We start from the raw sequence: 21,938 nt of genomic DNA, 5'->3' as shown, positions 1-21,938 counted from the left end.
CTTAACGACAGCCGGAAGCGCGACCAGGGAGCACCTGGGCAAGCACCGTGGTGAGCGCTGTATCCACACTGAAGGTCCGAACACCAAGGTGAACTGGCTTCGCCACCACCGATTGGGCGAGGTCAAGCTCAAACGGCACAAATCCACCCTCGGGGCCGATCATCACAACCGCCGGCTGAGCCAAGTGATCTGCCAGAGAGATTGGAGCACCCATCTCAGCGATCCAACAGGGACGACCTGCACACAGATCCACCAGTTCATCTTCCACAAAGGGGCGGAAACGCTGATGCAAATGCACCCGAGGGGGCTGGGTGTCACGTGCCCGTTCCAAGCCAGACAGCAAAGCCTCTTCGATTTTTTCAGGCTTCAACAATGGGCTTTGCCAGTAACTCTTATCCACCCTGGCGCTGTTGATCAGATGCAAGTTCTCCACCCCGAACTCGGCAACCGTGCGCAGGATTCGTCGCAGCATCTTCGGCCTGGGCAAAGCCAGAACAATGTCAAAACAATGACGAGGAGGGGGCAAATCTTCGAGCTGCACCGTCAAGATCACGGTGTTCTGCTCAATGGACTGAACCACAGCCTCGCCGACCCGCCCATCCAGAATGCCAACCCTGAAGGCATCACCAACGCTGGCCCTGAGCACACCAATCAGATGGGCAGCACGATGATCAGAAATCAGCACCCGCTCGGCGTCGAGCCAATCGTCTCGCTGATGCAGCAGAACAATGTTCATGCGAGCACGAGAAGCCAGGTGAAAGCAGCAGCCAGGCTAGGTGGCGTTGAGGCTTGCGCTCACTGAAACCAAGGTCAAACCTGGACGCAATCGAAGCTGGCTGGCGAGGGAGAACGACACTAAAGAGAGCCCCTCAAAGCCAATCCGCATGACCACAATCGAATGTCGCTATAGCGGCAATCTCCACTGCGACGCCCGACACGGCCCATCAGGACAGCACCTGCAGACCGATGCACCAAAGGATCACGACGGCCTGGGGCAAACGTTTTCTCCCACTGACTTGTTGGCCACATCCTTGGGAACCTGTGTGCTCACGGTGATCGGCATCACGGCGAAACGTCGTCAATGGAATGTGGAGGGAGCTAGCGCCAGGGTGACCAAAATGATGACCCCAGAGGGTCCGCGCAAGATTGCATGCCTCAAGGTCGACGTGCACCTACCCGAGCAATGTTCCCCAGATCAACGTCGGTTGCTGATGCGCATGGCCGAAGACTGTCCGGTCAAACGCAATCTGGAGGGAGCGCTGACAATCGAGCTGAACTGGACTTGACCAGCAATGATCCATCGGCATTGACTTGATGCCAATGACTGTGCAAGACAAGCCACAGCAGCCTGGAAGATCAAAGCACTGGGCCCGGCTCATCGAGCCGGACCAGCGCTGCTCCTTCAGGCTGAAACAGCTGAACCCAGAGGCATCAAGCCGTCAGCTCCAGCCGTTGCTGGCCTGATCTTCCACGTAAGCCGCCACATCCGAGATCTGGGTCTCGGTCAGGGTGTCGATGAAGGCCGGCATTTCATTCAGGCCATAGGTGACCTGAGCCACAATGGCGCTCTCATGGCCGTTGTTGTATTGAGCGAGATACGACTTGAGGTCATCCTGCTGCAGTGTGTGCTCAGCATTCACAATGTTCCCCCCGCCAGCGTGGCAAGCGGCGCAATTGGATGAAAACACTCTGGCGCCACTCGCAGCGTCACCAGCGAAGGCATACGTGGGCGCCCAGATCAAAACGAAAAGAGCAGCAACGACAGACAAAAGAGCACGCATCGGCAACTTTTAATCACACAAGCCATTCTCATCGTCATCGGCGAATGGAGTCAGCCTGGCGTGCAGATCGTCATATCCCCCTTGCATCAGCCAAGCAGGTGCTGCAAGGGGGATCAGCTCAGTGACTGGTGTGACTTCCATGATTGTGGGCCGAACAAGGCATCCACTGATCACCCATCTGGTGCGCACCTTTGCAGCCGAAGTGAACAGCCGCGGCCGCGGCTTCTTCGCGGGTGGGATACATGGCCTTAATTCCGGCAGCAGGGGGGCTCACCTCAGCCTGAGGATCCATGGAGAGAGCCACACCGCTGTGATCATCACCGGAAACGTGATGGGCGATCGCCCCACCACCGAGAGCGGACAGTGCTGTCAAGGCCGCAACACAGCCAAGATGCTTCCAGGTGGTTCGATTGAGGAAAACAGTCACAGATCGATCCACGTCGATAGAGGGTGATATCGGCGGACAGGCTGCCTGCAACGGCCCAGAGGCCACCGATATCCACATTCTAATGGCGCAGCCTCAACCTGGCAAAGACGGCTGTCGGCGAAGAATGCCGTGATGGGGTGCGAACAGAAAGGCCAGCACAAACAGACCGGTCTGGACCAGCACGATGCATCCTGCGGGAGAGCGATCGCTCCAATAGCTGATGAACACTCCGAAAACACTGGAAATCACACTGCTGGCAACGGCCAAAAGCGTCATGCGATCGAAGCGATCAGTGAGCAGATAAGCAGTGGCGCCTGGTGTCACGAGCATGGCCACCACAAGGATGATCCCGACTGTTTGCAGACCTGCAACCGCCGCTAGAGACAGAATCGACAACAACAGGTAGTGAAGGAAGCCGGTATTGATCCCAATTGAGCGCGCATGGGTGGGATCAAAACAAAACATCAGCAGATCTCGACGGAACAGCAGCAACACCGCAAACACCACAATCGAAATCAGCAGGGTCTGATGAATATCTGCATTGGAAATACCCAGCACGTTGCCGAACAGGATGTGGAAGAGGTCGATATTGCTCCGCACGTTCGACACCAAGACGAGTCCGAGAGCGAAGAAACCGGTAAAGACAAGGCCGATCACGGTGTCTTCCTTGATGCGGGATTTCTGTTGGACAAAGCCGATTGTGGCGACAGATCCAACCCCGAACACAAAGGCCCCTAGAGAGAAGGGAAGCCCAAGGGCATAGGCCAGCACCACCCCAGGAAGCACCGCATGGGAGACGGCATCACCCATGAGGGCCCACCCCTTCAGGGTCATGTAGCAGGAGAGCAAGCCGCACACCGACCCCACCAGGGCACTGATGCACAGGGCACGCACCATGAATTCATGGCGGAGAGGCTCCAGCACCCAATCCATTAGCACCCACCACTCCATGGCACCTGAGAAGTCTCTCAGGACGAAGCATCAATGGCGTCAAGCAATGGCCTCAAGCAGTGGCCTCAAGCAGTGGCGAGAAGGCAAAGCCGCCACAGTTCGAACTAATCAGTCGGCCCCGTCCACCGAGCCGCGCCCTGTTGCAGGCCTTGAGGATCGGGCCGCTGGCGATGCTGCTCAACACAGCCGCAGCCAAGAGATTCGGAAGGAAGCCATCGCGCAGTTCGAGTGAGATTTCCGATCATGCCCGGCGTCACACTTCCGAATTGCACAACAGCAGAACACCGCAACACGAAAAAAGCTAAGCCCGCAGAAGAGATTAAGCGATCTTGAATGAGTAATTTGGCCTAACTTTTGGCGCCCAACGAAATTTCATGAAGTTGTGTGGTTTCATCTTAAAGCCGTCCAGCCAACAATCAATGACCTTCTTTGCGGGAACTTTGGTAGCCACAACTACCGTCGCTTTTGTATTTGTCATGCGCTCCATTTTAAAAGAGCTTGATATAAAGCTTTCGCTACCATCTCTTCCTTCAATCAGCCTTCCTTTCACGAAGCGTTCAGTTCAGTCTGCCAATACCTGAATAGTCCAGCCCCACGGCATCAGCTCCATCTAATGACGACCATCAGAGTCAGCTTTGCTATTGCCGGTGAGCAGATCAGGAGGAACACCACCAAAGGTGAGTGAGAGATTCTCGGAGGTAAAAACCTCCGAGGTCTCGCCATAGGCAAGAACGGTTTTGTTGATCAACACCACCAGATCACAAAACTCACGCACATGGCTGAGGTCATGGGTGGAGATCAGGATGGTGCGTTCCTCACTGCGAAACTGCAGGAAAAGATCAGCCATCAACTTCTCGGTGCGCACATCCACGCCGTTAAAGGGCTCATCAAGCAGCAGCACAGAAGCCCCCTGAGCGATGGCACGGGCAAGAAACGCTCGCTTGCGCTGACCTCCAGACAAAGCCCCGATGGGACGATCACGGAGAGGGAGCAACTCCACTTGGGAGAGGGCCTCCCGCACGGCAACGCGGTCCGCACGCGCAGGAATGCGAAGCAGATTCATGGCGCCATAGCGGCCCATCATCACAACGTCCCAGACGGAAACCGGGAAGTTGTTATCAATTCCTTCGCTCTGGGGGACGTAGGCAACGGCCTGCTCCCGCTGAGCCTCCGCCACAGTCAAGCCATTGATACGAATTCGACCACGGGATGGGCGCACGAATCCTGTGAGCGCTTTAAACAAGGTGGATTTGCCTGAACCATTCATCCCAACCAGGCCACAGATGCAACCGGCAGGCAGCACCAGCGAGGCGTCATAAAGCGCCACCGTGGCGTTGTAGTTCACACAAAGATGGTCAGCCTCGATTCGCATCGTCATGGCTACTGACCCTGCGGACTGAGACCCTTGCGGATGAGTCTCACATTGTGCCGCTGCAATTCGAGCAGCGTGGGGGCCGGCCCGTTGTGTTCCGAAAGAGAGTCGACGTAAAAGGTGCCTCCGAAGCGGGCTCCTGCAGCGGACGCAACCTGCCGCTGAACTTTGTTGCTCACTGTGCTTTCACAGAAGACTGCAGGCACCTCGGACGCCCGAACCGTTTCGATCAGTCTGGCCATGCGCTTGGGGGTGGCCTGGGTCTCGGCATTCACAGGCCAGAGATAGGCCTCTTCCAGGCCATAGTCTTTGGCCAGATAGCTAAAGGCGCCTTCGCAGGTCACCAGCAAACGTTGATGCTCAGGCAGTGCTGCCAAGGAGGCTCGCAGATCGCGATCAAGCTGCTGCAACTGCTGCTTGTAGACCTCACCATTGCGACGGAAGCTCGCTTCCCCGGCAGGGTCTAATGCGGAAAAGGCTGCAACGATTTGATCCACATACTGCTGAGCCCGTTGGGGCGACATCCAAGCGTGAGGATTGGGACGACCCGCATAGGCATCCCCTTCAATCAACAAAGGCTCAATCCCCTGGGTGAGCGTGACGGTAGGAACATCTCCAGCCGCTGCGGTGAATCGTTTGGCCCAAAGTTCAAGGCCAAAACCATTCTCGAGAATCAGCTGAGCTGAAGCAGCCTTCTCCAGGTCACTGGGAGTGGGTTCATAGCCATGAATTTCAGCACCCTGCTTCGTGATGGAGTGCACATGCAGTCGGTCTCCGGCCACATTGCGTGCCATGTCAGCAAGAACGGTGAATGTGGTCAGCACCACCGGCCGGCCATCAGCAGGTGCACTCTTCTCACGCTGGGCCTGAGGGGAGCGGCAAGCGGTCGTGACCAGAAAGGCCAGCAGCCAAAGTGCCGTCAACGACCTCGCAAACCTCAGAGCAGGGATGGCTAGCACCAAGTTCCAGAATCGATATTAGAAGATCGAGCGCCAGCAGACGACAGTGAACGAGACGCAATAGAGACGCTATCGTAACGCAATAGTATCATAGACGTGCCACTCCCAGGGGCTCGGGCCAAGGGTGGATCGAAGCCGACCAGGGCTGCCCGCAAGGTCTGATCGCAGCATCGACGTTTCAGCTGATGTTGCAAGCCTCAATCAGCGCCGCCTGCAAGCGGAGATGACCATCAGGGAGTGTGTTCAGACCGAGATAGCACTTCGGAGATCCTCCTCGCATGGGCTTTCAATCCTGCGAAGGAAGACCGCCGCCACCGCCATACCATCTCGCCCACAAGGGCCGGAATGATCGACCAGAGATGCCAATCGCAACCACTAACTGACCTTGCAACACCTGCCTCAACGACGACGCTGGTCAGTCAAGGAAGCGTCCTGCACCGACTGGCACAGTGCCAGTTGACGCGCGAATGTTCCATTGTGTGAGGAGATGGATCAAGAGACGGAGTCGAAACAAGGACAGACGCCCGTCTCACTGATCTTTATCCCAACTCCGCCCTCGGCGGAGTTTTTTTTTGCCCAAAGCAAAAACTGCCTCTGCGCACACCAGCACACCAGATCTGGTGGCATCACATGGTCCAAAGTCTCCGCAAAACAAACATCAACGGCGCGTGCTGATTTCGGTGACAAACCACGCCATATCTGGGACTTGCGCCAAAGCCAACACCACGACTATCTCTAAGCCAAGGCCGGGTGATGGGGACAATCACCGGCCGCAACGCAGCCCTGACCCGAGCGTCGGGGCTTTTTCATCGCTGTGGAGTCGTTCCTGAACTGATATGGAGACCAACGGCCCTTGTCACCAGAAGAACGAAAACATCGGCCTCAACCCAGCGTTGACGCCAGACACAACCCAACTCCATCACCACCTGCGCCACCACCTGCGCCACCGATCCATCATGAAACGCCAGACTGGTTTGGCTTCATGCTGAGCCATGGGATTCAAGAGCCCCGCCAGCAAGGGCCAGACACCACCACTGTTCAGACCCACGAACCGCTGATGGAGAAGCGCCGCATCCAGGCCCTGGTCAAAGAGTGTGCAGCAGAACTGTTTGAGCTCGCATGCCAGGTGAGTGCCTATCGAGACTGGGATCTAAACCTTCCCGTGGCCGTGATCGATGCCCGTCAGAGCAAAGCCAAGCTGATCGTCACCTCCGTCGGCACAATCAACTCCGTGCTTCGTAGCTCGTCCACCATCGGCAACCCGCTTATGAAGCGGTTTTTCGAACGTTTCAGCAGTGTGGGACTGGAACAAGCAAGGCAAGAGTTCAAGCAAGGCGATCAGGCGGAGGCCTTCGCCGAACTCTGGGAGACTTACCTCGAGGAACGTCGCAGCGGCGGCCAGCCAATGTGGAGTATCGAGGACTCCACCGCCTTCGTGATGCAGAGTCGCAGCAGCCATCGCGACCGGGAGGTGGCCTGTGTGGCTGTTCTGTGCGGCGATCCCCACGCCATCGTCACCTTCAGCGTTCCGATTCGATTTCTCACCTCTCCAGCGGAAGACGATGGCAGCGCCGGCTCCACTGACTGAGTCAAAACGAGCCAGAGAGAGGCGAGAAACTGTGCTTATGACTAAAACAACGAGTCTTGCCGCACCGCTGAGCGAGCGACTGAGCGAGCGGGGCCTGCATGCCGCCAACCGTCGCTGAGCCACGGCAGCAGTAGCCCCTCCAACGCCTGAAGCTCGGCACCATGCGCTGGAGCGAGCCAAGCCTCCTCAAGGCCATCAGGAATCAGCACTGGCATCCGTGGGTGCCAAGGAGCAACAAGCGAGTTTGCTGACGTGGTCAACACAGCACAGGTCTCAACTTCACTGCCATCAGCCCCAAGCCAGCGTTCCCAGATCCCACCCATCCAGAACGGTCGTCGGTCATGACGACCAAAGCGATGCCGGCCTTCGAAAAAGGCGGTGGCAGGGATCAGGCAGCGACGGTGGCGCCAGGCACCACGAAAGCTGGGTTTCACTGCAACCGTTTCCGAGCGGGCATTGATCGGTCGCGGGCCTGGGCCAGGATCCTTGACCCAGCCAGGAAGAAAACCCCAAAGCATCAAGGCCTCCTTGCATACCCCCTCCTCCTGGGCCAGGGCCAAAAGGGGCTCGGAGGGCCGAACCAGAGGTCGAGGCCGATAGTGACGGCGATGCTCATCGGACAACGCGGCCTGCAAAGGAAGAGGCAGTTGGTCCGCTGTGCAATCCAGGGAGAAACGACCACACATCGGCAGATCATCGCTGCCTCAGAGGATGGCGCACCCCCAGCCAGGAGCCAAATAGCAATTTGGTAGCAACAGCTACAGAAATGCCCTATAGTGAAAGCACGTTGAGCCCCACCAGGGGCTGCAGTTCGAGCTACGCCAAGCAACGGGGGCGTAGGCACTGTGGAGTTCAACCATGAACACCCTCGAAATCACCCGCAACCGGATGCGTAAGCAGGCAGCCCTGAGCGAAGCTCAGCGGCTAATGGCCAAGGCCTATCGCGGCGTTGAATACATCGACGCCCATCACACCGCCCTCAAGCCCGAAAAGGCAACGGAACTGCGTTATCGCGGCATCCGATACAGCATCTGATCGTCAAATCAAAAAGAGCCCAAGCCCCGCAAGGGGCTTTTTCATGCTGAAAACTGGCCGAAGACGTTAGGGACCCTCAGCCAACTGACGGGTCAAGCGGCGCTCAACCTGAACAAACAAGAGCCACGCCAGAGAAGCACTCACCCCTCCAGCCCAATCCGAGCGCAGCAACTCCACAAGAGCAATGGTGCTGGCAGCAATGCGCAGACCAGCCAAAGCGAACCTGCCCCATCGCCTCCAGCTCTCTAAGCCAGTCGATGGAACACCAGATCCAGCCTGATCAGCCATCAGCAGTCGGAGCAGGAGAACTTCTGCTGCAGGCGATTCTCCAGTTCCGCAAGATCTTCAGACAGCATCAGCAATGCCATTCCCATCAAACAGAGGCTTCCAGCCAGGTCTGCATCCCCATGCATCTCAAGGGTGCGTGCTGCCTGCAAATGCTGAGCCCAGGTCAACCGCATGAAGAAGCCGATGGTTAGCTTCAATCTGAACGAGGCCCCAGTGAGCAGCGAACACAGTTACAACTTGAAATACTGACACAACGCCTGAGCGGTAGAGATCGCTACAGCCCCTCGGATTCAGACCGATACCTTCACAGCATCCTCTGGAGGGAATCATGTCGTCAGGAATCGAACTGAGCACTGAACAGCTCTTCCACCTGGAACACTTCAATCGCGCCCTCGACGCCACCAGCGACCCTGCTCAGCTGAGACATCTGGCTAAGCAGCTGCTTCAGGCTTGGCAAACCCAGAAAGCGGCCACCAAGTGGATCATCCACCAACGCAGCTTTGAACCAACCCGAGCCACCGAAATGATCAAAAGCCTGCCTGATCCGGAGCCTTAAAACTCTCCTCGCAAGGATTCAGGAGAACAGTGGTGAAGCTCCATCTCCCGAACCATCTCACCGGCAAACCAGAGCCCCACAACCTCTGCACACCGATGGTCGCCATCGCAGACCCGATAGCGACCATCGCCAAGAGCTTCAATCGACGACCCCATCGGCGTCGACACAGTCAACACAACTGACTGAATAGCCACGCGTCTCATGCGTCCAGCATCAGTTCTATCAGGTCAAATCCCCTCGAAGCGAATGTTGAGGTTGACCCGGTCAGGCCCCAAAGCCGTGGCCTGGGTGACCAGTACAGCAGTTTTCCCTGCTGGCGTGGCATCAACGCTCACACCGGCAGGGACTGCCCAGGTGGCAGAAAAGCCCCAACCAGCTTTGGTTGTACGAATCGGCTGTTCGCTGTAACCAGCGTTGGCCAGTGCCTGCTTGACCATCGAGAAGACGGAGTCTGGTGTGCCCTGGAGCTGGCCATTCAAACCGGCCTGACCGATGGCATTGCCGCTGAAGAGGGGAGCAAGTCCTGCTTTCACGGCATCCGGCAAAGCGCCCAAAAGCTCGGCAGCCGGCTCGGCCATGGCCGCTGGCGACAACGCCGACAGCGCAATCGCGGCGGCGATCAACAACCCACGCATGCGTTCCAAATAGAAGGCCCTTCGGTCTTAGTCGACCCCTTCTCGGCTGACAACATCAGAGCATCCACCCGTCCATCTCTGGCTAGCTTTGTGCTGCATAGCAGGATCACAATGCATCTTCTCAAGTTCAGCTCGGAAGATTGCGGCACATGCCATCGCATGAGCCATTACGACGCCAAAGTGGCTGAAGAGCTTGGCTGTGATTTCGTTTCGGTGATGATGCAAGACACGAACGCTTATCGCAAATATCGCAAAGTGCTGCTGGCTCAATATCCAAATAAGGAAGGAATGGGATGGCCGACCTATCTACTGGTGAGCAATCCAGAGGCCGAATTCACCATTCATGGAGAACTCAAAGGCGGCATGCAAAAGGGTGACTTTCGAACCAAACTTCAGGCCTTACTAGACGCATGAATCTCCTCCCCTAGGGAGGCTTGAGCCGAACGGCTCGAACGTGAACAGCAAGGAGGACGCCTGGGGACAAGCTCAGAGGGCATTGATGCCAGGGTCCTCGATGTCCATCACCTGCTTCTCGAGGGGCAACAACTCGTCCTCGTCGGAAGCGCGGGTGCGCACCGGCGCACCAAAGCCTCGAGCTCGAACATTGGAGACCTCAAAGGGGCCTGGGGTGCCGGAAGGAACCGCAAGCCGCAAGGCAAAGGGATGCACTCCAGGCTCGACATCTCCAATCGATCCCACTCGGGTGCGGTTCTGAAGCACCGGTTCACCGCTGGCATCGAGAATGCGGGCATAGACATCGGTGTCATACACAAAACGTCGACCAGGATTGGTCACCATGCCGGAGAGCACATAACAGCTGGCACCAGCAGTTCGGCTCACCCCGGAACGTCGTGGATCTCCACTTGGCGCAGGCTGGGCGCCAGGATCAGACTGATCACAAGCAGCAAGGGCCACTGACGTGAGTTTCAGATCGGCTGCCCAGGCAGGCTGCACAGAGGCGGTCAGCATCACCAAGGCGATCATCACACTGAACAACAAGCGCACCATTCGCAAGCTTCAAACCGACTCGTCACATCACATTCTGATCGATTTCAGCCCCGCGCAGTGATGGGCGCCATTACTTGCAGTCTCGAACGATGCTTACGGAGCAACGTCGTGACGTCAGCCACACCCAGCAGACTGGCAGTCGTTTCAAAACCGTCGTACTCATCAGGCCAAGAGCAGACGCCAGGGGAACGGTCATCCGTTAAGTCAAACCAAAAAACGGAGTTAAAAAGACAACATCGAAGCGATCAAACAAATCTTCTCTGGCTCACGACTCACTGCTACGAGCAGCTCTTGGTCTCCTTTACAAGACCAAGAATTGATCATCGCCCTTGCGTTGTTCAAGTTGTTCCTCCTCTAAGGCCAATTGCAGATCAATCCGTGTGATGCGATAGCCAAGGCGGCGAGCAGCGAGCACGAATTCATGGCGGGAGCGGCAACATTTCATCGCCCGTCGAATCACCCCATCGGTTTCAACATCGCTCACCAAACGCTCGAGCTCATGCCAGCTCATGGTTGTGCATTGCCTGAACACCCACCATGCCCTGGGGGCAACACCTCCGCCAGCCCCCTTAGAAGAAAAGCATCACGAGCCAGAACACCAACAGAACAGAGAGTCCAAGCATCGCCAAAACCAAAACGGTCGCGCCTAAGCCAGCTGCCACAAACAGCCGCGAGGCACTTCGGGGAAAGAGCAGATACAGGGTGAGGGCGAGGGCAACCGGCCAAAGAGGCGGAATCAGCAAACAAACGATGGTGACGACCCCGAGCCGGAGGCGCAAAGAGGCCTGAAGTTTCTGCTGCGCCAGGCTTTCACGCTCCGCCTGAGCTTCAGCTTCGCGTTCGTCATCGGACTGCCAGCGCCCAAGCTCCTGGGCCTTGGCCAGCTCTTGTTCAATTTTGAGTCGGCTAGCAGCGTCGCTCATACCCCAGCTTAATCAACCCAAAACAGGCTCTACGGGTGCAAGCCAGCAGGGGAAGCATCAAAAACGAACAGCAAACTCCCTGTCGCGAGCTTAAAAATGGAACCATCAGCCTCAATTAATTGCGATATTGAGCTTTCCAGCCAAAGCAATCGGTACAGACAGCAAGGCAATGGTGTGACCAAGATCACAGCAAATATTGAAGCAGATCAATAAATCGGGTGCCAATCACGGCGATGGTATGTGAGTCGGAGGGATCACCTTCGAATCAACTCACACCAACAAAGAACCATGACCAACTCGTTCCTCAGCGAAACCATTGATCAAGAGATTTCTATTGAAGAAATGGCACAACTCAACGGTGGCAACTACGTGCGTAAAGCCTGGGATTGGCTTAAAGATCAAATCACAGGAGGCAAAAGTGCCAAGGACCTTATCGAAAAAGGCATTATTTGCCAATCAGGCTCTTCTCATCAGCATGGCAACCATCCAGACGCAAACTGCCCAGACAACTCGACTAAGGTTAAAGAAGGAGGCTGCACAGACGACCTGCCTTTTTAACAGATTAATGAAACCACACTTGTCCCGAAAAGCATCTCGATCAAGCCTCGCCAAAAACGGGGCTTTTAGCTGGTTCACGGCAACTCAAAAGCCAGAATCAACTACAATCATTCTGAAACTGATCAGATCGTACAGCCACATCAAAGCTATTTTGGAGACTCACAAAGCCACAAAAAGATACACCTCTGATTTTGACCGACAACTCACCTAAGCAGATTCTTGCAGTCAGGGTTTTCCCTAACCTTGGCAATGGCCTGCCGAAGCACATTCTCATATTTTCTCGTATCTGAATCATTAACTGTTGACTCAATATAAGCTGATAAAAAGCCATTGGCGACTTCGTCATCGATGAGTCCTGCTTTTGCTAATTGACAAGCCGTAGATGCTGCACCACCGGTAAAACCGAACCAATAAGAATAAGGTTCAATTTCTTCTGGCTGGGCCTGGGCAGGCAAGGCAAGCAAAAAACCGGTGAGCAGTAGAAAAACTTTCATTGATTGATCATCTTTCCAATGATTTAGCATGGAGCTTGGGAAAATGACAGCACAGTGTCAGGCCATATCGACTAGTGCTGTTGCAGAGGCAGCCACGATGTCTGCTCCAGAGTGGGTGCCCATAGAGGGCTGAGAGCAGCCTTTGAGCACCAAGTACTTGAACGACGAAGTGAAGAAGCTGGCTGAGGGCGTTACTCCGTGAGATCCTGCAGTGGCTTACCCCACAGATGTGTAAGCGCACGTTTTAAAGGCAAGCACTGACAACGATCCACAACCACTGCTGTGCCGAAGTTTTGGGCGATTCATAAGAACTATCATCTGCTTGCGATCGCGAAGACCTAGACCTGGTGCCGGTGCCGGTCGACAGGCTCTCCAGAGGGAACGGCCATCGGCCGACTTTGAAGCGTTATAGAAACAGCGCCATTAGCCCAGTTCAAGACAAGCCAGTCCATACACATCCTCCAACCCTTGATTGGGGATGCGCCCCCGATACATGCGAAGCGTGCGGGCGAAGGGTTCAAACCCAATCCGTTCCATCAAGGGGGACGCGAACGGATTACCCCCAGGCGAATCGATAATCACAACACCAGGGTGGTCTTGGAGTAACGCGCGGATAAGCAACTCCGCCAGTTCAGGCGAATCGGCAAGCAGAGGGCCGATGCGCCAGCCTTCGCCGTCAATCAGCAGACAGGGGCGGATGCGAGCAAAGCCATGACAAGCCTGATGCTGATCAAGCAAAGCCACGACAGAGCCGGCTGGGTGGTGCAACCAGTCCGAAAGAAAATGGGGCCTCGGGCTCAGCTCCCGCTGAGCGTCATAGATCTGGAGGGCTGGCTCGGGGATGGCATCGCCGCTTAACAGTCGCAAGCCATCAGGCATCGGTAGGTCTGGGCTGCTCCCCAAGGTTGGCGCCGCGGTGGTGCGCCAACGAATGGTTGGAGAAGCGGGCTGAAAACCCCAACGGGAGTAATCATCAATGCGATCCTCCGCAGCTTCCAGGCCAATACAGGCAACACTCTCAAGGTGATCCAAAGCGTGCTGCCAAAGCTCCTTGCCGTAGCCCTGGCCCCTGTGATCAGGCCGAACGATATAAAGCCCGATAAAGCCATAAACAAGGTTGTAGCGAACGCCGGCAATGCAGCCGATCGGCTCACCGCCGAGGCATCCCACCCAGAGACCCTGGCGATCCGTATGCCGATAGATACCAACATCACCCTTGCCTGGAGCAAAACCCTCCTGTCGCGCCCAGCTGGTCATCAACGGCACATCGGCCCGATTGATGGTGCGGATCTTGAGATAGGACGCCATCTCTTCAGCCTGAAGTCAGGCCAACCTGTCGGCAAGCGATGCAGCGGCCTTCCACACAACAGTGTGCTGATCGCAACCGGGCTGAGACGCGATACGAAACAGCCCTCTCAGAGACTGTTTCGGACGATGCGGTCCAATGCCTGACGGAAGAGGTGGTCACGAAGAGGCGCTGGAAGCTGATTGCCCTGATGGCGTCGCCATCACGCTCCGGTCCACCAGTTCTGCAACTTTGCGGCCAGACCCATCGTGACCAGCAGGCTGAGCCTGGGGCAATTCAGCATCAAAGCCGCTGGCAAGACGCAGGATCGTGCAGGATGAGATCTGCTGTTGAGCCACCTTGAAAAATGTCAGCCTGGTTGAAATCCTGCTGCGCAACATCGCCAAGGTTGCGGCTGGCTCAGGTATTGCGGCACTGCTGCTGTGGCTCACCTACGTGATGCTTGACGTGCAACACATGCAGGGTGGCTTCACCCTGCCCCAGAGCAGCTATTGACGAGCTGCGAGCAATGGCTGCCAATGAGACATGGCTGCCAACCAGACATTGCGGCCAACGCGCCAAGGCCGCAAAAGAACAACGGCGGAATGACGATCAACTCATTCCTTCTTTCTGAGCACGCACCCAGCAACACCACAAACAACCTCATAGGCTTCCTCGGTTGTTTCGGTGATGACCCGCTTGGTGTAATCGCGCTTGGTCTCGCCAGCGGATCGGTCAGGAAGGGCATTCAGCAACCCCTTCTTGATCAACCGCACAGCCTCCTTCAGGCTGCTAGCCATCGCTCCTCCTGGCGTAAGCCCCGGTTTCCTGCAATCTCCTTCGGCAAGGGCACCACTAGCGAGTCGGGCAAGCGTGACTGAAACAAAACAGGGGGAAATCTTCTTGTCTCGTTACCCCCGGCCGTCAGCCAACCAGAACTGATCTCAACTCAGAAGCTGTTTGGCGAAGCCATCCATCCGATCAATCGCCAGAGCAAGATTCTGGTCAAGCGAGCGTCCTGAGCTTTTCCTCGGTTTGAAGCTGTGGTCGCCGTCTGGAATCCACGCAACGCTGATCGCGGCGGGCAGCTGATAGCCCTCCACCTCCTTGGGTTTTCCGAACGTATCGCGTTCGCCTTGAAGCACGAGCAGCGGCGATGCAAGCGCCATCAAATGATCCGTACGTAGCTTCTCCGGATGACCCGGAGGATGAAAGGGGTAGCCAAGACAAACGCAGCCTCGAACATTGCTGGAAGGACCAAGCGGCTCCAAAAGCTGGCTGGCCACACGTCCCCCCATGGACTTGCCACCAATGATCAGCCCAGGACGATCCACGAGCGCAGTGATCTGTTCGTGGAAACAAGCCTCAAGAACTGGAAAGCGATCAGGAGCAGCCTTCTTGCCTGTCTGACGGGAGCGCTGCATGTAAGGGAATTCGAAACGCACCACACCCCAATCCCGCTGGGACAAGCCCGTAGCCATTGCCGCCATAAAGGGACTGTCCATCGGAGCACCAGCACCATGGGCCAAAAGGAAGGTGAGCGGTGCATCAGAAGCACCGTCGAGAAGGAGAGGTGAGCTCATGGGCTTGATTCTCCTTCTCGAGTCACCTCAATGGCGAAACAAGAAGGCGCTTAGGCCACCATCGGGTTGGGGAGTGGTGCCCTGGCTCTAGACAAAAAATCGCGAACATCACCGCGAACGCTCAGCAGCTGTCCATTAACAGCCATCTGCCAGATCTCAACTTTGGCATCGATCGGTGCTCTGAAGCCAAAGATTTCGCTTGGCATCACAACTTTCTCCAAGTAAAAGTTGTTCGCACCGATACACTTCAACACCACCATTTTGGGTGATTCGTTCCAGTAAAGACAGTCCTCCATCAGAAAGGGTGCGAGTCGTGTCGTGACAATCTCCGAAATCAGAAGGAGTTTTTGTCAGATCAGCAACAACAAACAAAAGTCTTCCATTTTTCTCCAGAAACCTGATCTCAGCCTGCAGGACTCAGTCCACAAAACGCTTGTAAAGCCAGCGAACGAATCCACCAACCAGAGGCACCGGACCAAATGTGGGGCCAACGAAATCGAAATAGTCACGATGGTCACAGATTTTTCCGTCGCCATTGAGACGCAGGCGACTTGCACCTGGGTAAACGAATTCGATGCCCTTGATTTTTAGGCCCATCTCCCACTCCACAAATGCAAGATCAGCGTCCACGGCCACGGCTGTCGGCAAGAGGTAGACGTCATCGCAGCGCCTGATCAATCCATTTTGAGCGGCGATGTAAGCATCGACGCCGACACGCTCCTGGGTGGGATCCTGAAAATGCACATCGTTGGCATAAAGCGCTCGCCACTGCTCTTCGGACGGGGCAGGTAAGCCATAGGGCTTGGTGAACAGCTCTCTGAGCTGATCAGCAGACACGGCTGACATGGGGCATCCAACAACAGTTGGCTCAGATCCTGACGGATCCGCATAGGCTCATGGCGTTCCATCGGCAGATTCGATCCGTGCCAGACGTTGGCTACAGCTATGAACCGCACGAACCCTTTGGAGAGGGACTAACCACGCGTCGCCCTTGGAACACAGGTGCTCTAACCATGGTGGAGCTGATCAATGGACGCGTAGCCATGCTGGGCTTCGCAGCTGCTTTGATCGGCGAACTCGTGAGCGGACATGGACCCGCAGGTCAAGTGATGGCGATGGTCCGCTGGTATCTCTCGTTGTAAATCACAACCTGATCAAAAACTGACCAGAGACTGCCTCAATTCGAGGCTGAGCCTGATTGAGATGCTGCTGGGAAGAGAGCAAAAGTGATTGCATCAGAACAGCAAAATGCAGTCAACGCATCAATTGATACCCAAAGGAATGAAGTCAATCCTTAAGACTCATCCCTAAGACCTCAAGGTCAAGGCGCATGCATCGACAAACACGTCGATCGCCCACTCTGGGCTGAAGTGCAACGAAGGGCCAGGGAGCCAAGCAGCGGCGCAGCCGCTTCATACCAAGGCGCCGACCTTGCGGTTGCGCAACAGCAGAACTCATATTCCCGCCGCTGCGCTAGCTTTTTCACAGGGAGTGGAGGCTCCCTGTCGATGGTTGGTTAGGACGATGCTCCCTGGCCTTCACTCGGAGTCGGGATGGAGCTTGTTTCGCTCGGAACAAGCTCCACTCCTGATCGCCTCCTCTTCAGCCCAAAGGCCTCTGAAGCGTGAGAGCCTTCCTCTGCTTTGCCTCGCCGGCACGAGTGTTCGAACGCAGGATCACAGTGTTGCCTTTGGTGCGTTGAGATCAGGCTGTGGGGCGGTGAGCTCATGCAGAGCTGAATAGTCATCCCCATCCAACGGCGATCCCTGCGCTCGTTCCAGCAAAGTCATCAAGCCCTGGAGACCGCTGGCCTCAAGACCGATCAGATCAGCCTCACGCAAGAAAAGGGCAAGATCCTTGCGCAACAGGGCTGTACTGAAGTTGGGATTGGCGTAGTCGTGGGCAAGCATCCGCACCAGCTTCTTGTCCACGGTCGGTGCATACAACGCTGACGGCCTCAACACCTCCATGAACCGTTCAATATCGAGCCCAGAGGCCTGAACCAAGCGAAGCGCCAGGGAATAGCCATGGGTGAGGCTGGCGATCAACTGATTCAGGGCCAACTTGCTAGCGGCCCCGCAGCCCGTCGCCCCCATCAGCTTCGGATCTTGGCTCAGCATTCGCAATAGCGGCAATTGCGCCTCAAACAGAGCCCCATCTCCCCCCGCCATCACCAACAGCCTGCCCTCCAGAGCCTCCGGTTTGCTGCCGAGTACTGGTGCTTCCAGGTAGCGGCCATTCTGCGCCTGCACCTGTGATTCCAGCTGCCGTGATTCGCTGATCCCCATCGTGCCCATCGGCAGACAACAGGCACCGCCAAGATCGCCAAGACCAGCAACCACCTCCGCAGTCACCGGCCCATCACGCAGCACCGTGATCACGGCATCACAGCTCTTGGCTGCGCCAGCCAAGAGCTGAATCGGCTGCGCACCTGCTGCCACGAGCGTGGAACATTTCTCAGAGCGACGGTTCCAGACGTGAAGGTTCACACCCTGGTGCAACAAACGGCATCCGATCGCCTCGCCCAGCAAGCCTGTACCGAGAAGAGCAATCTTGAGCATCGAAACAGAGCGTCTGCGTGCTGCCGATCATCCCCTGCCTCGCGGCAGCCTGTGAAACATGGTGGGTTGGTCAGGAAGGATGGGGGGACATCAGAGTCACCATCTCCGCAGGGCTTGAAGGCGACGGCATCGGATCGGGAGCCAGTGCAGGCAGGAAACTGACAGCAAGCACAACGCCCGCAATCAGTTTCAACGGCACCCCCATGCCCAGCTTTGACCTTGCCGACGAACCTCGGTGAGGGTTGGGATCGGTCACGAAATAGGCCGGCGCAAGATCGGCTGGCAGTGGCTTGAAGCAACTCGGACAGCTGCCGCCAAGATCAGCCGCCTGGGCGCGAATGCTCAAACAGTGGGGACAGCGATAAATAGCCTTGGGAGTGCGGGCCATCGATAGCGGAGCGATTGCTCACACCTTCACGGCAGCCTGAACCAACGTTGCTGATGGTGATCACGTGCCGTTGTGATCCTGGTCACTCAGTCAAAAAAGGGCGCGGATCCTGATCAAATCGATGCTGAAGAGGAATCGCCTCAGGCTGCTGATCGCCATCCAAAGCAGCGGTTTGCTCAAGGGCCTGGCGCAGTAGTCGACCGCTGAGCAGGGGCATGTCGCGAGGAACGCAGATGCGGTCTCGCAAGTAACGCAAGCCCAAGGCGGAGCCGGCCATCGGCATGACCGGAGTGCCATGCAACAGCAATGTGAGGGCAGCGCGCAGGGGCTGATCAAAGGCGACGCCAAGGGGATTGCGGGCCATCAGGGTGAAGCGATGGCGAAGCACCGGTTCAAGCGCAAGCAGTGCAGCCGCACCGGAATCAACGTCATCGTCAACGAGATGGCGCTCCCAGCAGGCCAAACCTTCGCCAACATCGATCGCAGCGGCACAGCGACGCTGCTCCGCCGTGCCGTTCTCCCAGCAGCCCCCCATCTGCGGTGGAAGGTCATGGGCGTGGGTATGGAAATCGCTTTGAGTGCCGCGATAGGTCGTCAACTGTTCAAGGGCCCTCAGCCAAGAATCAATGCCTGGATGTTCGTTGCGCAGGCCGAAGCCTTTGAAGTAGGCCAACGACGCGTTCATGCGCTCCACATAGGGAACAAACACCAAGTCAGCGCTGCCGGGTTCCTCTGCGAGCGGGGCGTCTGGATCGAGCCAACGCCCTCCCCCCCGAGCCAGAGCCTGCTCCATCCGCCGCGCGATGGCCTGGAACTGCTCGCGAGCTTTGTGGTCCTGACGTTCGGTCAATCCAGGGGAGCAAAGCCAAATGCACCAGGCACGAAACAGCAAACGCTCCAATTGCCGCAGGTCCCGCACCCGCCGGTCCAGCATTGATGCTCCAAGCGGACCAAAGGCCTGCTCCAAAGCCAGGAGGATGTCATCGCTTTCGGTAATTAGCCGGCCATCAAGCTCCAGGGCCGGAAGCATCCCGGATGGGATTTTGGAGGTGAACCAAGGCTCCTTCGGGCCGTAACAGCGCATGGTGACCTTACGGATCCGGTAAGGGATCCGCCGGAACTCAAGCCAGAGCCATACCTTTTGGCAGTACGGGCACCAAGCATGATGATCCCGATACAGCGTCACCCTCACGGATGCCTCGGACTGACCGAAGAGGCGCAGAGTGGCCTGAGCATTGGTGGGACCGTTGATCCGGTCGATCAAGGCTGGGGCCATCGCCTCAAGTGCATCCCAGTGCAGGGCCTGATCAACAGACGCGACATCAGGCATCACGAAGGTGTTCGATGAGGTCGCCATGATGGCGCCCAGGGACGACAGCCTGCCCAGCAGACAAGCAGCAACCAGCAGCAACCAGCCGCGACCTCGATTGACACATTTGTACTACTCGAGTAGAACAGGCGTACCAGCAGCAGGCCCATGGCGCCCAGCTCCCCTTACGCCCCGTTCAAAGCCGAGGAGTGGATGCGCACCTCTGCGATCACCCCACGAAAGCGATGCCAAGGCATGGTTGGATCCAGGATCCCCGCACCAGCGAAACCAAACGGTTCCATGCCGACGAAAAAAGCTGGGGCCAGGATCCTCGCGTGTTCGTGGATTCAGGGCGACCTGTTCCTGGAGAAGCCCCATTGCTGAAAACCAGGGTGCACCTCCGCCGCGAAACGGCCGAGCTGCTTTGGCAGGAATTGCTGCGGGTGGGTTGGCGCACCTGCATTCCCCAGTGGGGAGCCGATGTCGACATTTGAGCAACCCCACCCGCCTCAACCGAAGCGGTAGTGCTTACGCACTGGCTTAGTGACATCCCAAGTGCAACAAAGGCCTGCGGAAAATTCCACCAGGTCTCCAGCGCCGAATCGCACCGGCTCTCCACCGTCAGGCGTCACCGTCACTTCCCCTTCCAACAGCAAGCAGGTTTCCCGCTGGTCGTATTGCCAGGGGAAGGTGCTCACCTCACAAGCCCAGATCGGCCAATCGCGTGCACCCAAAGCAACGATCACGCTCTCCGAGCATGGCGAGATCACATTGATCGCCACAGATCCGACACCGGAACAATCAACCTTCATCATTGCGCGGAGCCTGCCCGTCACCGGCAATCAAGCCCCGCTCCCAGCGCCTGCACTGACGCATCAGCAATCCAGCAAGCAGGCCAAGCAAAAGGCCACACCAGCTCAGAGGCCCGAACTGCCCCAGTCCCACCAGGGCTGCAGACACCCAGAGAATGCCCCAGCACCAAGGGCGAAGAGCACGAAGCCGTCTCAAGGCCGTCGAACAACTACGGCAATGGCGAGTGTGGCTGTGATAGCGATCCATCAAGAGATCTAGGTTCTGGCGCGGCGGCAACGAAACGCCATCAAAAGGCTCTCCGCCATGGGCCGTCAGCCAACGGTGCAGAGCGGCCACATACACATCGGCCTGACAGGGCATAAAAAAGGCACGGGTTGCTGCAGCACTGCCCCCTGCAGCATCAAGAACCCGCTCCTGATGGTGCAGAAACACCTGATCGTCTTCCAGCACCTTGTGATTAGCGATGTGCTGCAACCAACGAGGTCTGGCACCAACCAACAACCGCGGCAACCACGAATGAAATTGAAAAGGGAAGCGGGCAAACAATCGACATTCGCCACGGCGTGTCGGCACTGCGTACACCACGGTGAGGATGCGGGCGAACCCCTTGGCGTCCAGGTCATGCCAGATCAGCTGGGGGGCACGAAAGGTGGTGAACTGCGACCCCAGCGACCCCAGGCGAGGCCCCTCGTCCCATACGGCTGAAAAGCCATCAGCGTCTTCATGGCTGATCCTTGCTCTGACTGGAGAAGCATTGCTGCGTCGTCCAACAGTGCGATGGTGCGTGAAGGGCACATGGCTCACATCCAACACGTTTTCCAGCAAGGTGAGGGCATCCATCGGCAGGTCCCGAAAGGTGTCCTGGATGGTCCAAGTGTCCGCGGACATGTCCAGTGCCGGCACCAAAGGCACGGCCTCCGGATCAACTGAGCTGGGATCACCGCTCCAAACAAACAACAGACCCTGTCCGCTGCTGCAAGGGAGGCTGATGCAACGGGCGCGAACGCTATCGCTTCTTGTACCTGCCTCGGCCTGGGGGATCCGCTGACACCGCCCTGCACCATCAAAACTCCAACCGTGATACGGGCACTCGAGCTGGCCATCCGCATTCAGCCGTCCTTCACTCAAAGGCACCAGACGATGGGGACAGACATCGGGGAAGGCGCACCATCGCTCTTGCGAACGATCCCACCAGAGCACCAAGTCTTGATCAAGCAGGGTGAAACGATGCGGCTTTGCGGGATCGAGATCGCGCAAATAAGCCACTGGCCACCACTGCTCTGTCCAGGAAGGGAGATCCGTTCCCCACTGGCTTTTAGATGGATTAATTGAGAGCTTGTCTGGTTGCGATCGAGTTTCTGACGCCAAAGCTCCACACGAAAACCAAGGCCTTAGACGGTAAAGGGCAAGTGCTCTGTGACGAG

At 57.0% G+C, this 21,938-nt stretch carries 37 protein-coding genes; 10 read left to right on the top strand and 27 right to left on the bottom strand.

The features are described 5' to 3' along the window. Window position 1 precedes the first annotated feature (1 nt). Entirely contained in the window at window positions 2-736 is a 735-nt protein-coding gene (locus DXY16_RS09270; protein WP_115120897.1) for a 16S rRNA (uracil(1498)-N(3))-methyltransferase, read from the bottom strand. 148 nt (window positions 737-884) lie between these two features. Between DXY16_RS09270 and DXY16_RS09265 the strand changes: the two genes are divergently transcribed. Further along, window positions 885-1,286 (top strand): OsmC family protein, encoded by a 402-nt coding sequence (locus tag DXY16_RS09265; protein ID WP_170953909.1) that lies wholly within the window; start codon window positions 885-887, stop codon window positions 1,284-1,286. A 153-nt stretch (window positions 1,287-1,439) separates the two neighbouring features. Here the strand turns inward: DXY16_RS09265 and DXY16_RS09260 are convergent, their stop codons facing one another. From DXY16_RS09260 to DXY16_RS09250, 3 genes are all read right to left on the bottom strand, one after another. Beyond that, complete coding sequence (locus DXY16_RS09260; RefSeq protein WP_115120896.1) at window positions 1,440-1,781, bottom strand: c-type cytochrome; 342 nt, start codon at window positions 1,779-1,781, stop codon at window positions 1,440-1,442. 118 nt (window positions 1,782-1,899) lie between these two features. Then, window positions 1,900-2,220, bottom strand: a complete 321-nt coding sequence (locus tag DXY16_RS09255) for a DUF3721 domain-containing protein (protein ID WP_244281621.1) — start codon at window positions 2,218-2,220, stop codon at window positions 1,900-1,902. Between the two features lie 81 nt (window positions 2,221-2,301). Beyond that, window positions 2,302-3,141 carry a metal ABC transporter permease gene (locus tag DXY16_RS09250; protein WP_115120993.1) on the bottom strand — a complete coding sequence of 280 codons (840 nt, stop codon included), beginning with the start codon at window positions 3,139-3,141 and terminating at the stop codon, window positions 2,302-2,304. Between the two features lie 16 nt (window positions 3,142-3,157). On the opposite strand from DXY16_RS09250, the gene DXY16_RS09245 reads away from it, so the two are divergent. Next, window positions 3,158-3,391, top strand: coding sequence for a hypothetical protein (locus DXY16_RS09245; protein WP_170953908.1), 234 nt, complete (start codon window positions 3,158-3,160; stop codon window positions 3,389-3,391). A 378-nt stretch (window positions 3,392-3,769) separates the two neighbouring features. Here the strand turns inward: DXY16_RS09245 and DXY16_RS09240 are convergent, their stop codons facing one another. The 3 genes from DXY16_RS09240 to DXY16_RS14800 form a co-directional block, all read right to left on the bottom strand. Then, window positions 3,770-4,531: a metal ABC transporter ATP-binding protein gene (locus DXY16_RS09240; protein ID WP_115120992.1), complete on the bottom strand. Its 762-nt coding sequence runs from the start codon at window positions 4,529-4,531 to the stop codon at window positions 3,770-3,772. 8 nt (window positions 4,532-4,539) lie between these two features. After that, complete coding sequence (locus DXY16_RS09235) at window positions 4,540-5,454, bottom strand: metal ABC transporter substrate-binding protein (RefSeq protein WP_371410897.1); 915 nt, start codon at window positions 5,452-5,454, stop codon at window positions 4,540-4,542. A gap of 842 nt (window positions 5,455-6,296) precedes the next feature. Further along, entirely contained in the window at window positions 6,297-6,437 is a 141-nt protein-coding gene (locus DXY16_RS14800) for a hypothetical protein (protein WP_170953907.1), read from the bottom strand. A gap of 35 nt (window positions 6,438-6,472) precedes the next feature. Here DXY16_RS14800 and DXY16_RS09230 point away from each other — a divergent pair, with 35 nt between their 5' ends. Beyond that, window positions 6,473-7,078 carry a hypothetical protein gene (locus tag DXY16_RS09230; protein ID WP_371410896.1) on the top strand — a complete coding sequence of 202 codons (606 nt, stop codon included), beginning with the start codon at window positions 6,473-6,475 and terminating at the stop codon, window positions 7,076-7,078. Window positions 7,079-7,119: 41 nt separating this feature from the next. Here the strand turns inward: DXY16_RS09230 and DXY16_RS09225 are convergent, their stop codons facing one another. Continuing rightward, window positions 7,120-7,764: an SOS response-associated peptidase gene (locus DXY16_RS09225; RefSeq protein ID WP_115120893.1), complete on the bottom strand. Its 645-nt coding sequence runs from the start codon at window positions 7,762-7,764 to the stop codon at window positions 7,120-7,122. A 172-nt stretch (window positions 7,765-7,936) separates the two neighbouring features. Here DXY16_RS09225 and DXY16_RS14795 point away from each other — a divergent pair, with 172 nt between their 5' ends. Next, window positions 7,937-8,113, top strand: a complete 177-nt coding sequence (locus tag DXY16_RS14795; RefSeq protein WP_170953906.1) for a hypothetical protein — start codon at window positions 7,937-7,939, stop codon at window positions 8,111-8,113. Between the two features lie 66 nt (window positions 8,114-8,179). On the opposite strand, the gene DXY16_RS09220 is transcribed toward DXY16_RS14795, so the two are convergent. Together DXY16_RS09220 and DXY16_RS14790 are read right to left on the bottom strand one after the other, a co-directional pair. Next, entirely contained in the window at window positions 8,180-8,401 is a 222-nt protein-coding gene (locus DXY16_RS09220) for a hypothetical protein (protein ID WP_115120892.1), read from the bottom strand. Further along, complete coding sequence (locus DXY16_RS14790; protein WP_170953905.1) at window positions 8,401-8,574, bottom strand: hypothetical protein; 174 nt, start codon at window positions 8,572-8,574, stop codon at window positions 8,401-8,403. Before DXY16_RS14790 ends, DXY16_RS09220 begins: the two co-directional genes overlap by 1 nt. A gap of 155 nt (window positions 8,575-8,729) precedes the next feature. Between DXY16_RS14790 and DXY16_RS09215 the strand changes: the two genes are divergently transcribed. Then, window positions 8,730-8,957 (top strand): hypothetical protein, encoded by a 228-nt coding sequence (locus DXY16_RS09215; protein ID WP_115120891.1) that lies wholly within the window; start codon window positions 8,730-8,732, stop codon window positions 8,955-8,957. Here the strand turns inward: DXY16_RS09215 and DXY16_RS09210 are convergent. After that, window positions 8,954-9,160, bottom strand: coding sequence for a hypothetical protein (locus DXY16_RS09210; RefSeq protein ID WP_115120890.1), 207 nt, complete (start codon window positions 9,158-9,160; stop codon window positions 8,954-8,956). The two genes, DXY16_RS09215 and DXY16_RS09210, sit on opposite strands and share 4 nt — an antisense overlap. Before the next feature lie 24 nt (window positions 9,161-9,184). Then, on the bottom strand, window positions 9,185-9,592 hold the full coding sequence (locus DXY16_RS09205; protein ID WP_244281638.1) for a hypothetical protein: 408 nt from the start codon (window positions 9,590-9,592) through the stop codon (window positions 9,185-9,187). 111 nt (window positions 9,593-9,703) lie between these two features. Between DXY16_RS09205 and DXY16_RS09200 the strand changes: the two genes are divergently transcribed. Continuing rightward, window positions 9,704-10,006: a thioredoxin family protein gene (locus DXY16_RS09200; protein WP_115120888.1), complete on the top strand. Its 303-nt coding sequence runs from the start codon at window positions 9,704-9,706 to the stop codon at window positions 10,004-10,006. Window positions 10,007-10,078: 72 nt separating this feature from the next. Here the strand turns inward: DXY16_RS09200 and DXY16_RS09195 are convergent, their stop codons facing one another. The 3 genes from DXY16_RS09195 to DXY16_RS09185 form a co-directional block, all read right to left on the bottom strand. After that, on the bottom strand, window positions 10,079-10,600 hold the full coding sequence (locus tag DXY16_RS09195) for a hypothetical protein (protein WP_115120887.1): 522 nt from the start codon (window positions 10,598-10,600) through the stop codon (window positions 10,079-10,081). Window positions 10,601-10,901: 301 nt separating this feature from the next. Beyond that, window positions 10,902-11,111: a Nif11-like leader peptide family natural product precursor gene (locus DXY16_RS09190; RefSeq protein ID WP_115120886.1), complete on the bottom strand. Its 210-nt coding sequence runs from the start codon at window positions 11,109-11,111 to the stop codon at window positions 10,902-10,904. A gap of 58 nt (window positions 11,112-11,169) precedes the next feature. After that, window positions 11,170-11,523, bottom strand: coding sequence for a hypothetical protein (locus DXY16_RS09185; RefSeq protein ID WP_115120885.1), 354 nt, complete (start codon window positions 11,521-11,523; stop codon window positions 11,170-11,172). Between the two features lie 288 nt (window positions 11,524-11,811). On the opposite strand from DXY16_RS09185, the gene DXY16_RS09180 reads away from it, so the two are divergent. Beyond that, window positions 11,812-12,081, top strand: coding sequence for a hypothetical protein (locus tag DXY16_RS09180; RefSeq protein WP_115120884.1), 270 nt, complete (start codon window positions 11,812-11,814; stop codon window positions 12,079-12,081). 203 nt (window positions 12,082-12,284) lie between these two features. On the opposite strand, the gene DXY16_RS09175 is transcribed toward DXY16_RS09180, so the two are convergent. The 3 genes from DXY16_RS09175 to DXY16_RS15020 all read right to left on the bottom strand — a co-directional run bounded on the left by DXY16_RS09175 (window position 12,285) and on the right by DXY16_RS15020 (window position 14,219). After that, on the bottom strand, window positions 12,285-12,605 hold the full coding sequence (locus DXY16_RS09175) for a hypothetical protein (protein WP_137007081.1): 321 nt from the start codon (window positions 12,603-12,605) through the stop codon (window positions 12,285-12,287). A 393-nt stretch (window positions 12,606-12,998) separates the two neighbouring features. Beyond that, window positions 12,999-13,883, bottom strand: coding sequence for a GNAT family N-acetyltransferase (locus tag DXY16_RS09170; RefSeq protein WP_115120882.1), 885 nt, complete (start codon window positions 13,881-13,883; stop codon window positions 12,999-13,001). A 156-nt stretch (window positions 13,884-14,039) separates the two neighbouring features. Beyond that, window positions 14,040-14,219, bottom strand: coding sequence for a hypothetical protein (locus DXY16_RS15020; protein ID WP_115120881.1), 180 nt, complete (start codon window positions 14,217-14,219; stop codon window positions 14,040-14,042). A 1-nt stretch (window position 14,220) separates the two neighbouring features. Here DXY16_RS15020 and DXY16_RS14785 point away from each other — a divergent pair, with 1 nt between their 5' ends. Beyond that, on the top strand, window positions 14,221-14,376 hold the full coding sequence (locus DXY16_RS14785; RefSeq protein ID WP_170953904.1) for a hypothetical protein: 156 nt from the start codon (window positions 14,221-14,223) through the stop codon (window positions 14,374-14,376). Between the two features lie 101 nt (window positions 14,377-14,477). Here the strand turns inward: DXY16_RS14785 and DXY16_RS09160 are convergent, their stop codons facing one another. From DXY16_RS09160 to DXY16_RS09145, 4 genes are all read right to left on the bottom strand, one after another. After that, window positions 14,478-14,660: a hypothetical protein gene (locus tag DXY16_RS09160; RefSeq protein ID WP_115120880.1), complete on the bottom strand. Its 183-nt coding sequence runs from the start codon at window positions 14,658-14,660 to the stop codon at window positions 14,478-14,480. Between the two features lie 144 nt (window positions 14,661-14,804). Beyond that, window positions 14,805-15,443 (bottom strand): alpha/beta fold hydrolase, encoded by a 639-nt coding sequence (locus DXY16_RS09155; RefSeq protein ID WP_115120879.1) that lies wholly within the window; start codon window positions 15,441-15,443, stop codon window positions 14,805-14,807. Window positions 15,444-15,493: 50 nt separating this feature from the next. Continuing rightward, window positions 15,494-15,739, bottom strand: a complete 246-nt coding sequence (locus DXY16_RS09150) for a DUF1830 domain-containing protein (RefSeq protein ID WP_115120878.1) — start codon at window positions 15,737-15,739, stop codon at window positions 15,494-15,496. A 121-nt stretch (window positions 15,740-15,860) separates the two neighbouring features. Beyond that, window positions 15,861-16,289 carry a nuclear transport factor 2 family protein gene (locus tag DXY16_RS09145; protein WP_115120877.1) on the bottom strand — a complete coding sequence of 143 codons (429 nt, stop codon included), beginning with the start codon at window positions 16,287-16,289 and terminating at the stop codon, window positions 15,861-15,863. A 50-nt stretch (window positions 16,290-16,339) separates the two neighbouring features. Here DXY16_RS09145 and DXY16_RS09140 point away from each other — a divergent pair, with 50 nt between their 5' ends. Then, complete coding sequence (locus DXY16_RS09140; protein WP_170953903.1) at window positions 16,340-16,585, top strand: chlorophyll a/b-binding protein; 246 nt, start codon at window positions 16,340-16,342, stop codon at window positions 16,583-16,585. Between the two features lie 534 nt (window positions 16,586-17,119). On the opposite strand, the gene DXY16_RS09135 is transcribed toward DXY16_RS09140, so the two are convergent. The 3 genes from DXY16_RS09135 to DXY16_RS09125 all read right to left on the bottom strand — a co-directional run bounded on the left by DXY16_RS09135 (window position 17,120) and on the right by DXY16_RS09125 (window position 19,749). Continuing rightward, window positions 17,120-18,004, bottom strand: coding sequence for an NAD(P)-dependent oxidoreductase (locus DXY16_RS09135; protein ID WP_115120876.1), 885 nt, complete (start codon window positions 18,002-18,004; stop codon window positions 17,120-17,122). A 70-nt stretch (window positions 18,005-18,074) separates the two neighbouring features. Further along, complete coding sequence (locus tag DXY16_RS09130; protein WP_115120875.1) at window positions 18,075-18,392, bottom strand: hypothetical protein; 318 nt, start codon at window positions 18,390-18,392, stop codon at window positions 18,075-18,077. 82 nt (window positions 18,393-18,474) lie between these two features. Next, window positions 18,475-19,749: a glutathione S-transferase family protein gene (locus tag DXY16_RS09125; RefSeq protein WP_371410895.1), complete on the bottom strand. Its 1,275-nt coding sequence runs from the start codon at window positions 19,747-19,749 to the stop codon at window positions 18,475-18,477. 197 nt (window positions 19,750-19,946) lie between these two features. Here DXY16_RS09125 and DXY16_RS09120 point away from each other — a divergent pair, with 197 nt between their 5' ends. Next, a complete protein-coding gene (locus DXY16_RS09120; RefSeq protein WP_115120987.1) occupies window positions 19,947-20,195 on the top strand; it encodes a DUF1651 domain-containing protein in 249 nt (82 codons plus the stop codon). Between the two features lie 15 nt (window positions 20,196-20,210). Here the strand turns inward: DXY16_RS09120 and DXY16_RS09115 are convergent, their stop codons facing one another. Next, a complete protein-coding gene (locus tag DXY16_RS09115; RefSeq protein ID WP_115120874.1) occupies window positions 20,211-20,516 on the bottom strand; it encodes a cupin domain-containing protein in 306 nt (101 codons plus the stop codon). After that, window positions 20,503-21,780: a Rieske 2Fe-2S domain-containing protein gene (locus DXY16_RS09110; RefSeq protein ID WP_371410894.1), complete on the bottom strand. Its 1,278-nt coding sequence runs from the start codon at window positions 21,778-21,780 to the stop codon at window positions 20,503-20,505. Before DXY16_RS09110 ends, DXY16_RS09115 begins: the two co-directional genes overlap by 14 nt. Window positions 21,781-21,938: the final 158 nt, after the last annotated feature.

It is taken from the genome of Synechococcus sp. UW105 (genome assembly GCF_900473935.1).
Classification (GTDB): Bacteria; Cyanobacteriota; Cyanobacteriia; order PCC-6307; family Cyanobiaceae; genus Synechococcus_C.
The sequence above is the reverse complement of the archived record's forward strand: the minus strand, read 5'-3'. Positions and strand labels throughout refer to the sequence as shown.

Coding starts and splice junctions, on each gene's coding strand:
- DXY16_RS09215 (WP_115120891.1), top strand. CDS start 8,730: ATGTCGTCAGGAATCGAACTGAGCACTGAACAGCTCTTCCACCTGGAA.
- DXY16_RS09130 (WP_115120875.1), bottom strand. CDS start 18,392: ATGGCCCGCACTCCCAAGGCTATTTATCGCTGTCCCCACTGTTTGAGC.
- DXY16_RS09190 (WP_115120886.1), bottom strand. CDS start 11,111: ATGAGCTGGCATGAGCTCGAGCGTTTGGTGAGCGATGTTGAAACCGAT.
- DXY16_RS09225 (WP_115120893.1), bottom strand. CDS start 7,764: ATGTGTGGTCGTTTCTCCCTGGATTGCACAGCGGACCAACTGCCTCTT.
- DXY16_RS09195 (WP_115120887.1), bottom strand. CDS start 10,600: ATGGTGCGCTTGTTGTTCAGTGTGATGATCGCCTTGGTGATGCTGACC.
- DXY16_RS09180 (WP_115120884.1), top strand. CDS start 11,812: ATGACCAACTCGTTCCTCAGCGAAACCATTGATCAAGAGATTTCTATT.
- DXY16_RS09185 (WP_115120885.1), bottom strand. CDS start 11,523: ATGAGCGACGCTGCTAGCCGACTCAAAATTGAACAAGAGCTGGCCAAG.
- DXY16_RS09210 (WP_115120890.1), bottom strand. CDS start 9,160: ATGAGACGCGTGGCTATTCAGTCAGTTGTGTTGACTGTGTCGACGCCG.
- DXY16_RS09155 (WP_115120879.1), bottom strand. CDS start 15,443: ATGAGCTCACCTCTCCTTCTCGACGGTGCTTCTGATGCACCGCTCACC.
- DXY16_RS09175 (WP_137007081.1), bottom strand. CDS start 12,605: ATGCTAAATCATTGGAAAGATGATCAATCAATGAAAGTTTTTCTACTG.
- DXY16_RS09200 (WP_115120888.1), top strand. CDS start 9,704: ATGCATCTTCTCAAGTTCAGCTCGGAAGATTGCGGCACATGCCATCGC.
- DXY16_RS09245 (WP_170953908.1), top strand. CDS start 3,158: ATGGCACCTGAGAAGTCTCTCAGGACGAAGCATCAATGGCGTCAAGCA.
- DXY16_RS09240 (WP_115120992.1), bottom strand. CDS start 4,531: ATGCGAATCGAGGCTGACCATCTTTGTGTGAACTACAACGCCACGGTG.
- DXY16_RS09115 (WP_115120874.1), bottom strand. CDS start 20,516: ATGATGAAGGTTGATTGTTCCGGTGTCGGATCTGTGGCGATCAATGTG.
- DXY16_RS09160 (WP_115120880.1), bottom strand. CDS start 14,660: ATGGCTAGCAGCCTGAAGGAGGCTGTGCGGTTGATCAAGAAGGGGTTG.
- DXY16_RS09260 (WP_115120896.1), bottom strand. CDS start 1,781: ATGCGTGCTCTTTTGTCTGTCGTTGCTGCTCTTTTCGTTTTGATCTGG.
- DXY16_RS09145 (WP_115120877.1), bottom strand. CDS start 16,289: ATGTCAGCCGTGTCTGCTGATCAGCTCAGAGAGCTGTTCACCAAGCCC.
- DXY16_RS09120 (WP_115120987.1), top strand. CDS start 19,947: ATGCCAAGGCATGGTTGGATCCAGGATCCCCGCACCAGCGAAACCAAA.
- DXY16_RS09205 (WP_244281638.1), bottom strand. CDS start 9,592: ATGCGTGGGTTGTTGATCGCCGCCGCGATTGCGCTGTCGGCGTTGTCG.
- DXY16_RS09140 (WP_170953903.1), top strand. CDS start 16,340: ATGGCGTTCCATCGGCAGATTCGATCCGTGCCAGACGTTGGCTACAGC.
- DXY16_RS14795 (WP_170953906.1), top strand. CDS start 7,937: ATGAACACCCTCGAAATCACCCGCAACCGGATGCGTAAGCAGGCAGCC.
- DXY16_RS09150 (WP_115120878.1), bottom strand. CDS start 15,739: ATGGAGGACTGTCTTTACTGGAACGAATCACCCAAAATGGTGGTGTTG.
- DXY16_RS09125 (WP_371410895.1), bottom strand. CDS start 19,749: ATGGCGACCTCATCGAACACCTTCGTGATGCCTGATGTCGCGTCTGTT.
- DXY16_RS09265 (WP_170953909.1), top strand. CDS start 885: ATGACCACAATCGAATGTCGCTATAGCGGCAATCTCCACTGCGACGCC.
- DXY16_RS09135 (WP_115120876.1), bottom strand. CDS start 18,004: ATGCTCAAGATTGCTCTTCTCGGTACAGGCTTGCTGGGCGAGGCGATC.
- DXY16_RS09250 (WP_115120993.1), bottom strand. CDS start 3,141: ATGGATTGGGTGCTGGAGCCTCTCCGCCATGAATTCATGGTGCGTGCC.
- DXY16_RS09170 (WP_115120882.1), bottom strand. CDS start 13,883: ATGGCGTCCTATCTCAAGATCCGCACCATCAATCGGGCCGATGTGCCG.
- DXY16_RS09230 (WP_371410896.1), top strand. CDS start 6,473: ATGCTGAGCCATGGGATTCAAGAGCCCCGCCAGCAAGGGCCAGACACC.
- DXY16_RS09270 (WP_115120897.1), bottom strand. CDS start 736: ATGAACATTGTTCTGCTGCATCAGCGAGACGATTGGCTCGACGCCGAG.
- DXY16_RS14790 (WP_170953905.1), bottom strand. CDS start 8,574: ATGCGGTTGACCTGGGCTCAGCATTTGCAGGCAGCACGCACCCTTGAG.
- DXY16_RS09220 (WP_115120892.1), bottom strand. CDS start 8,401: ATGGCTGATCAGGCTGGATCTGGTGTTCCATCGACTGGCTTAGAGAGC.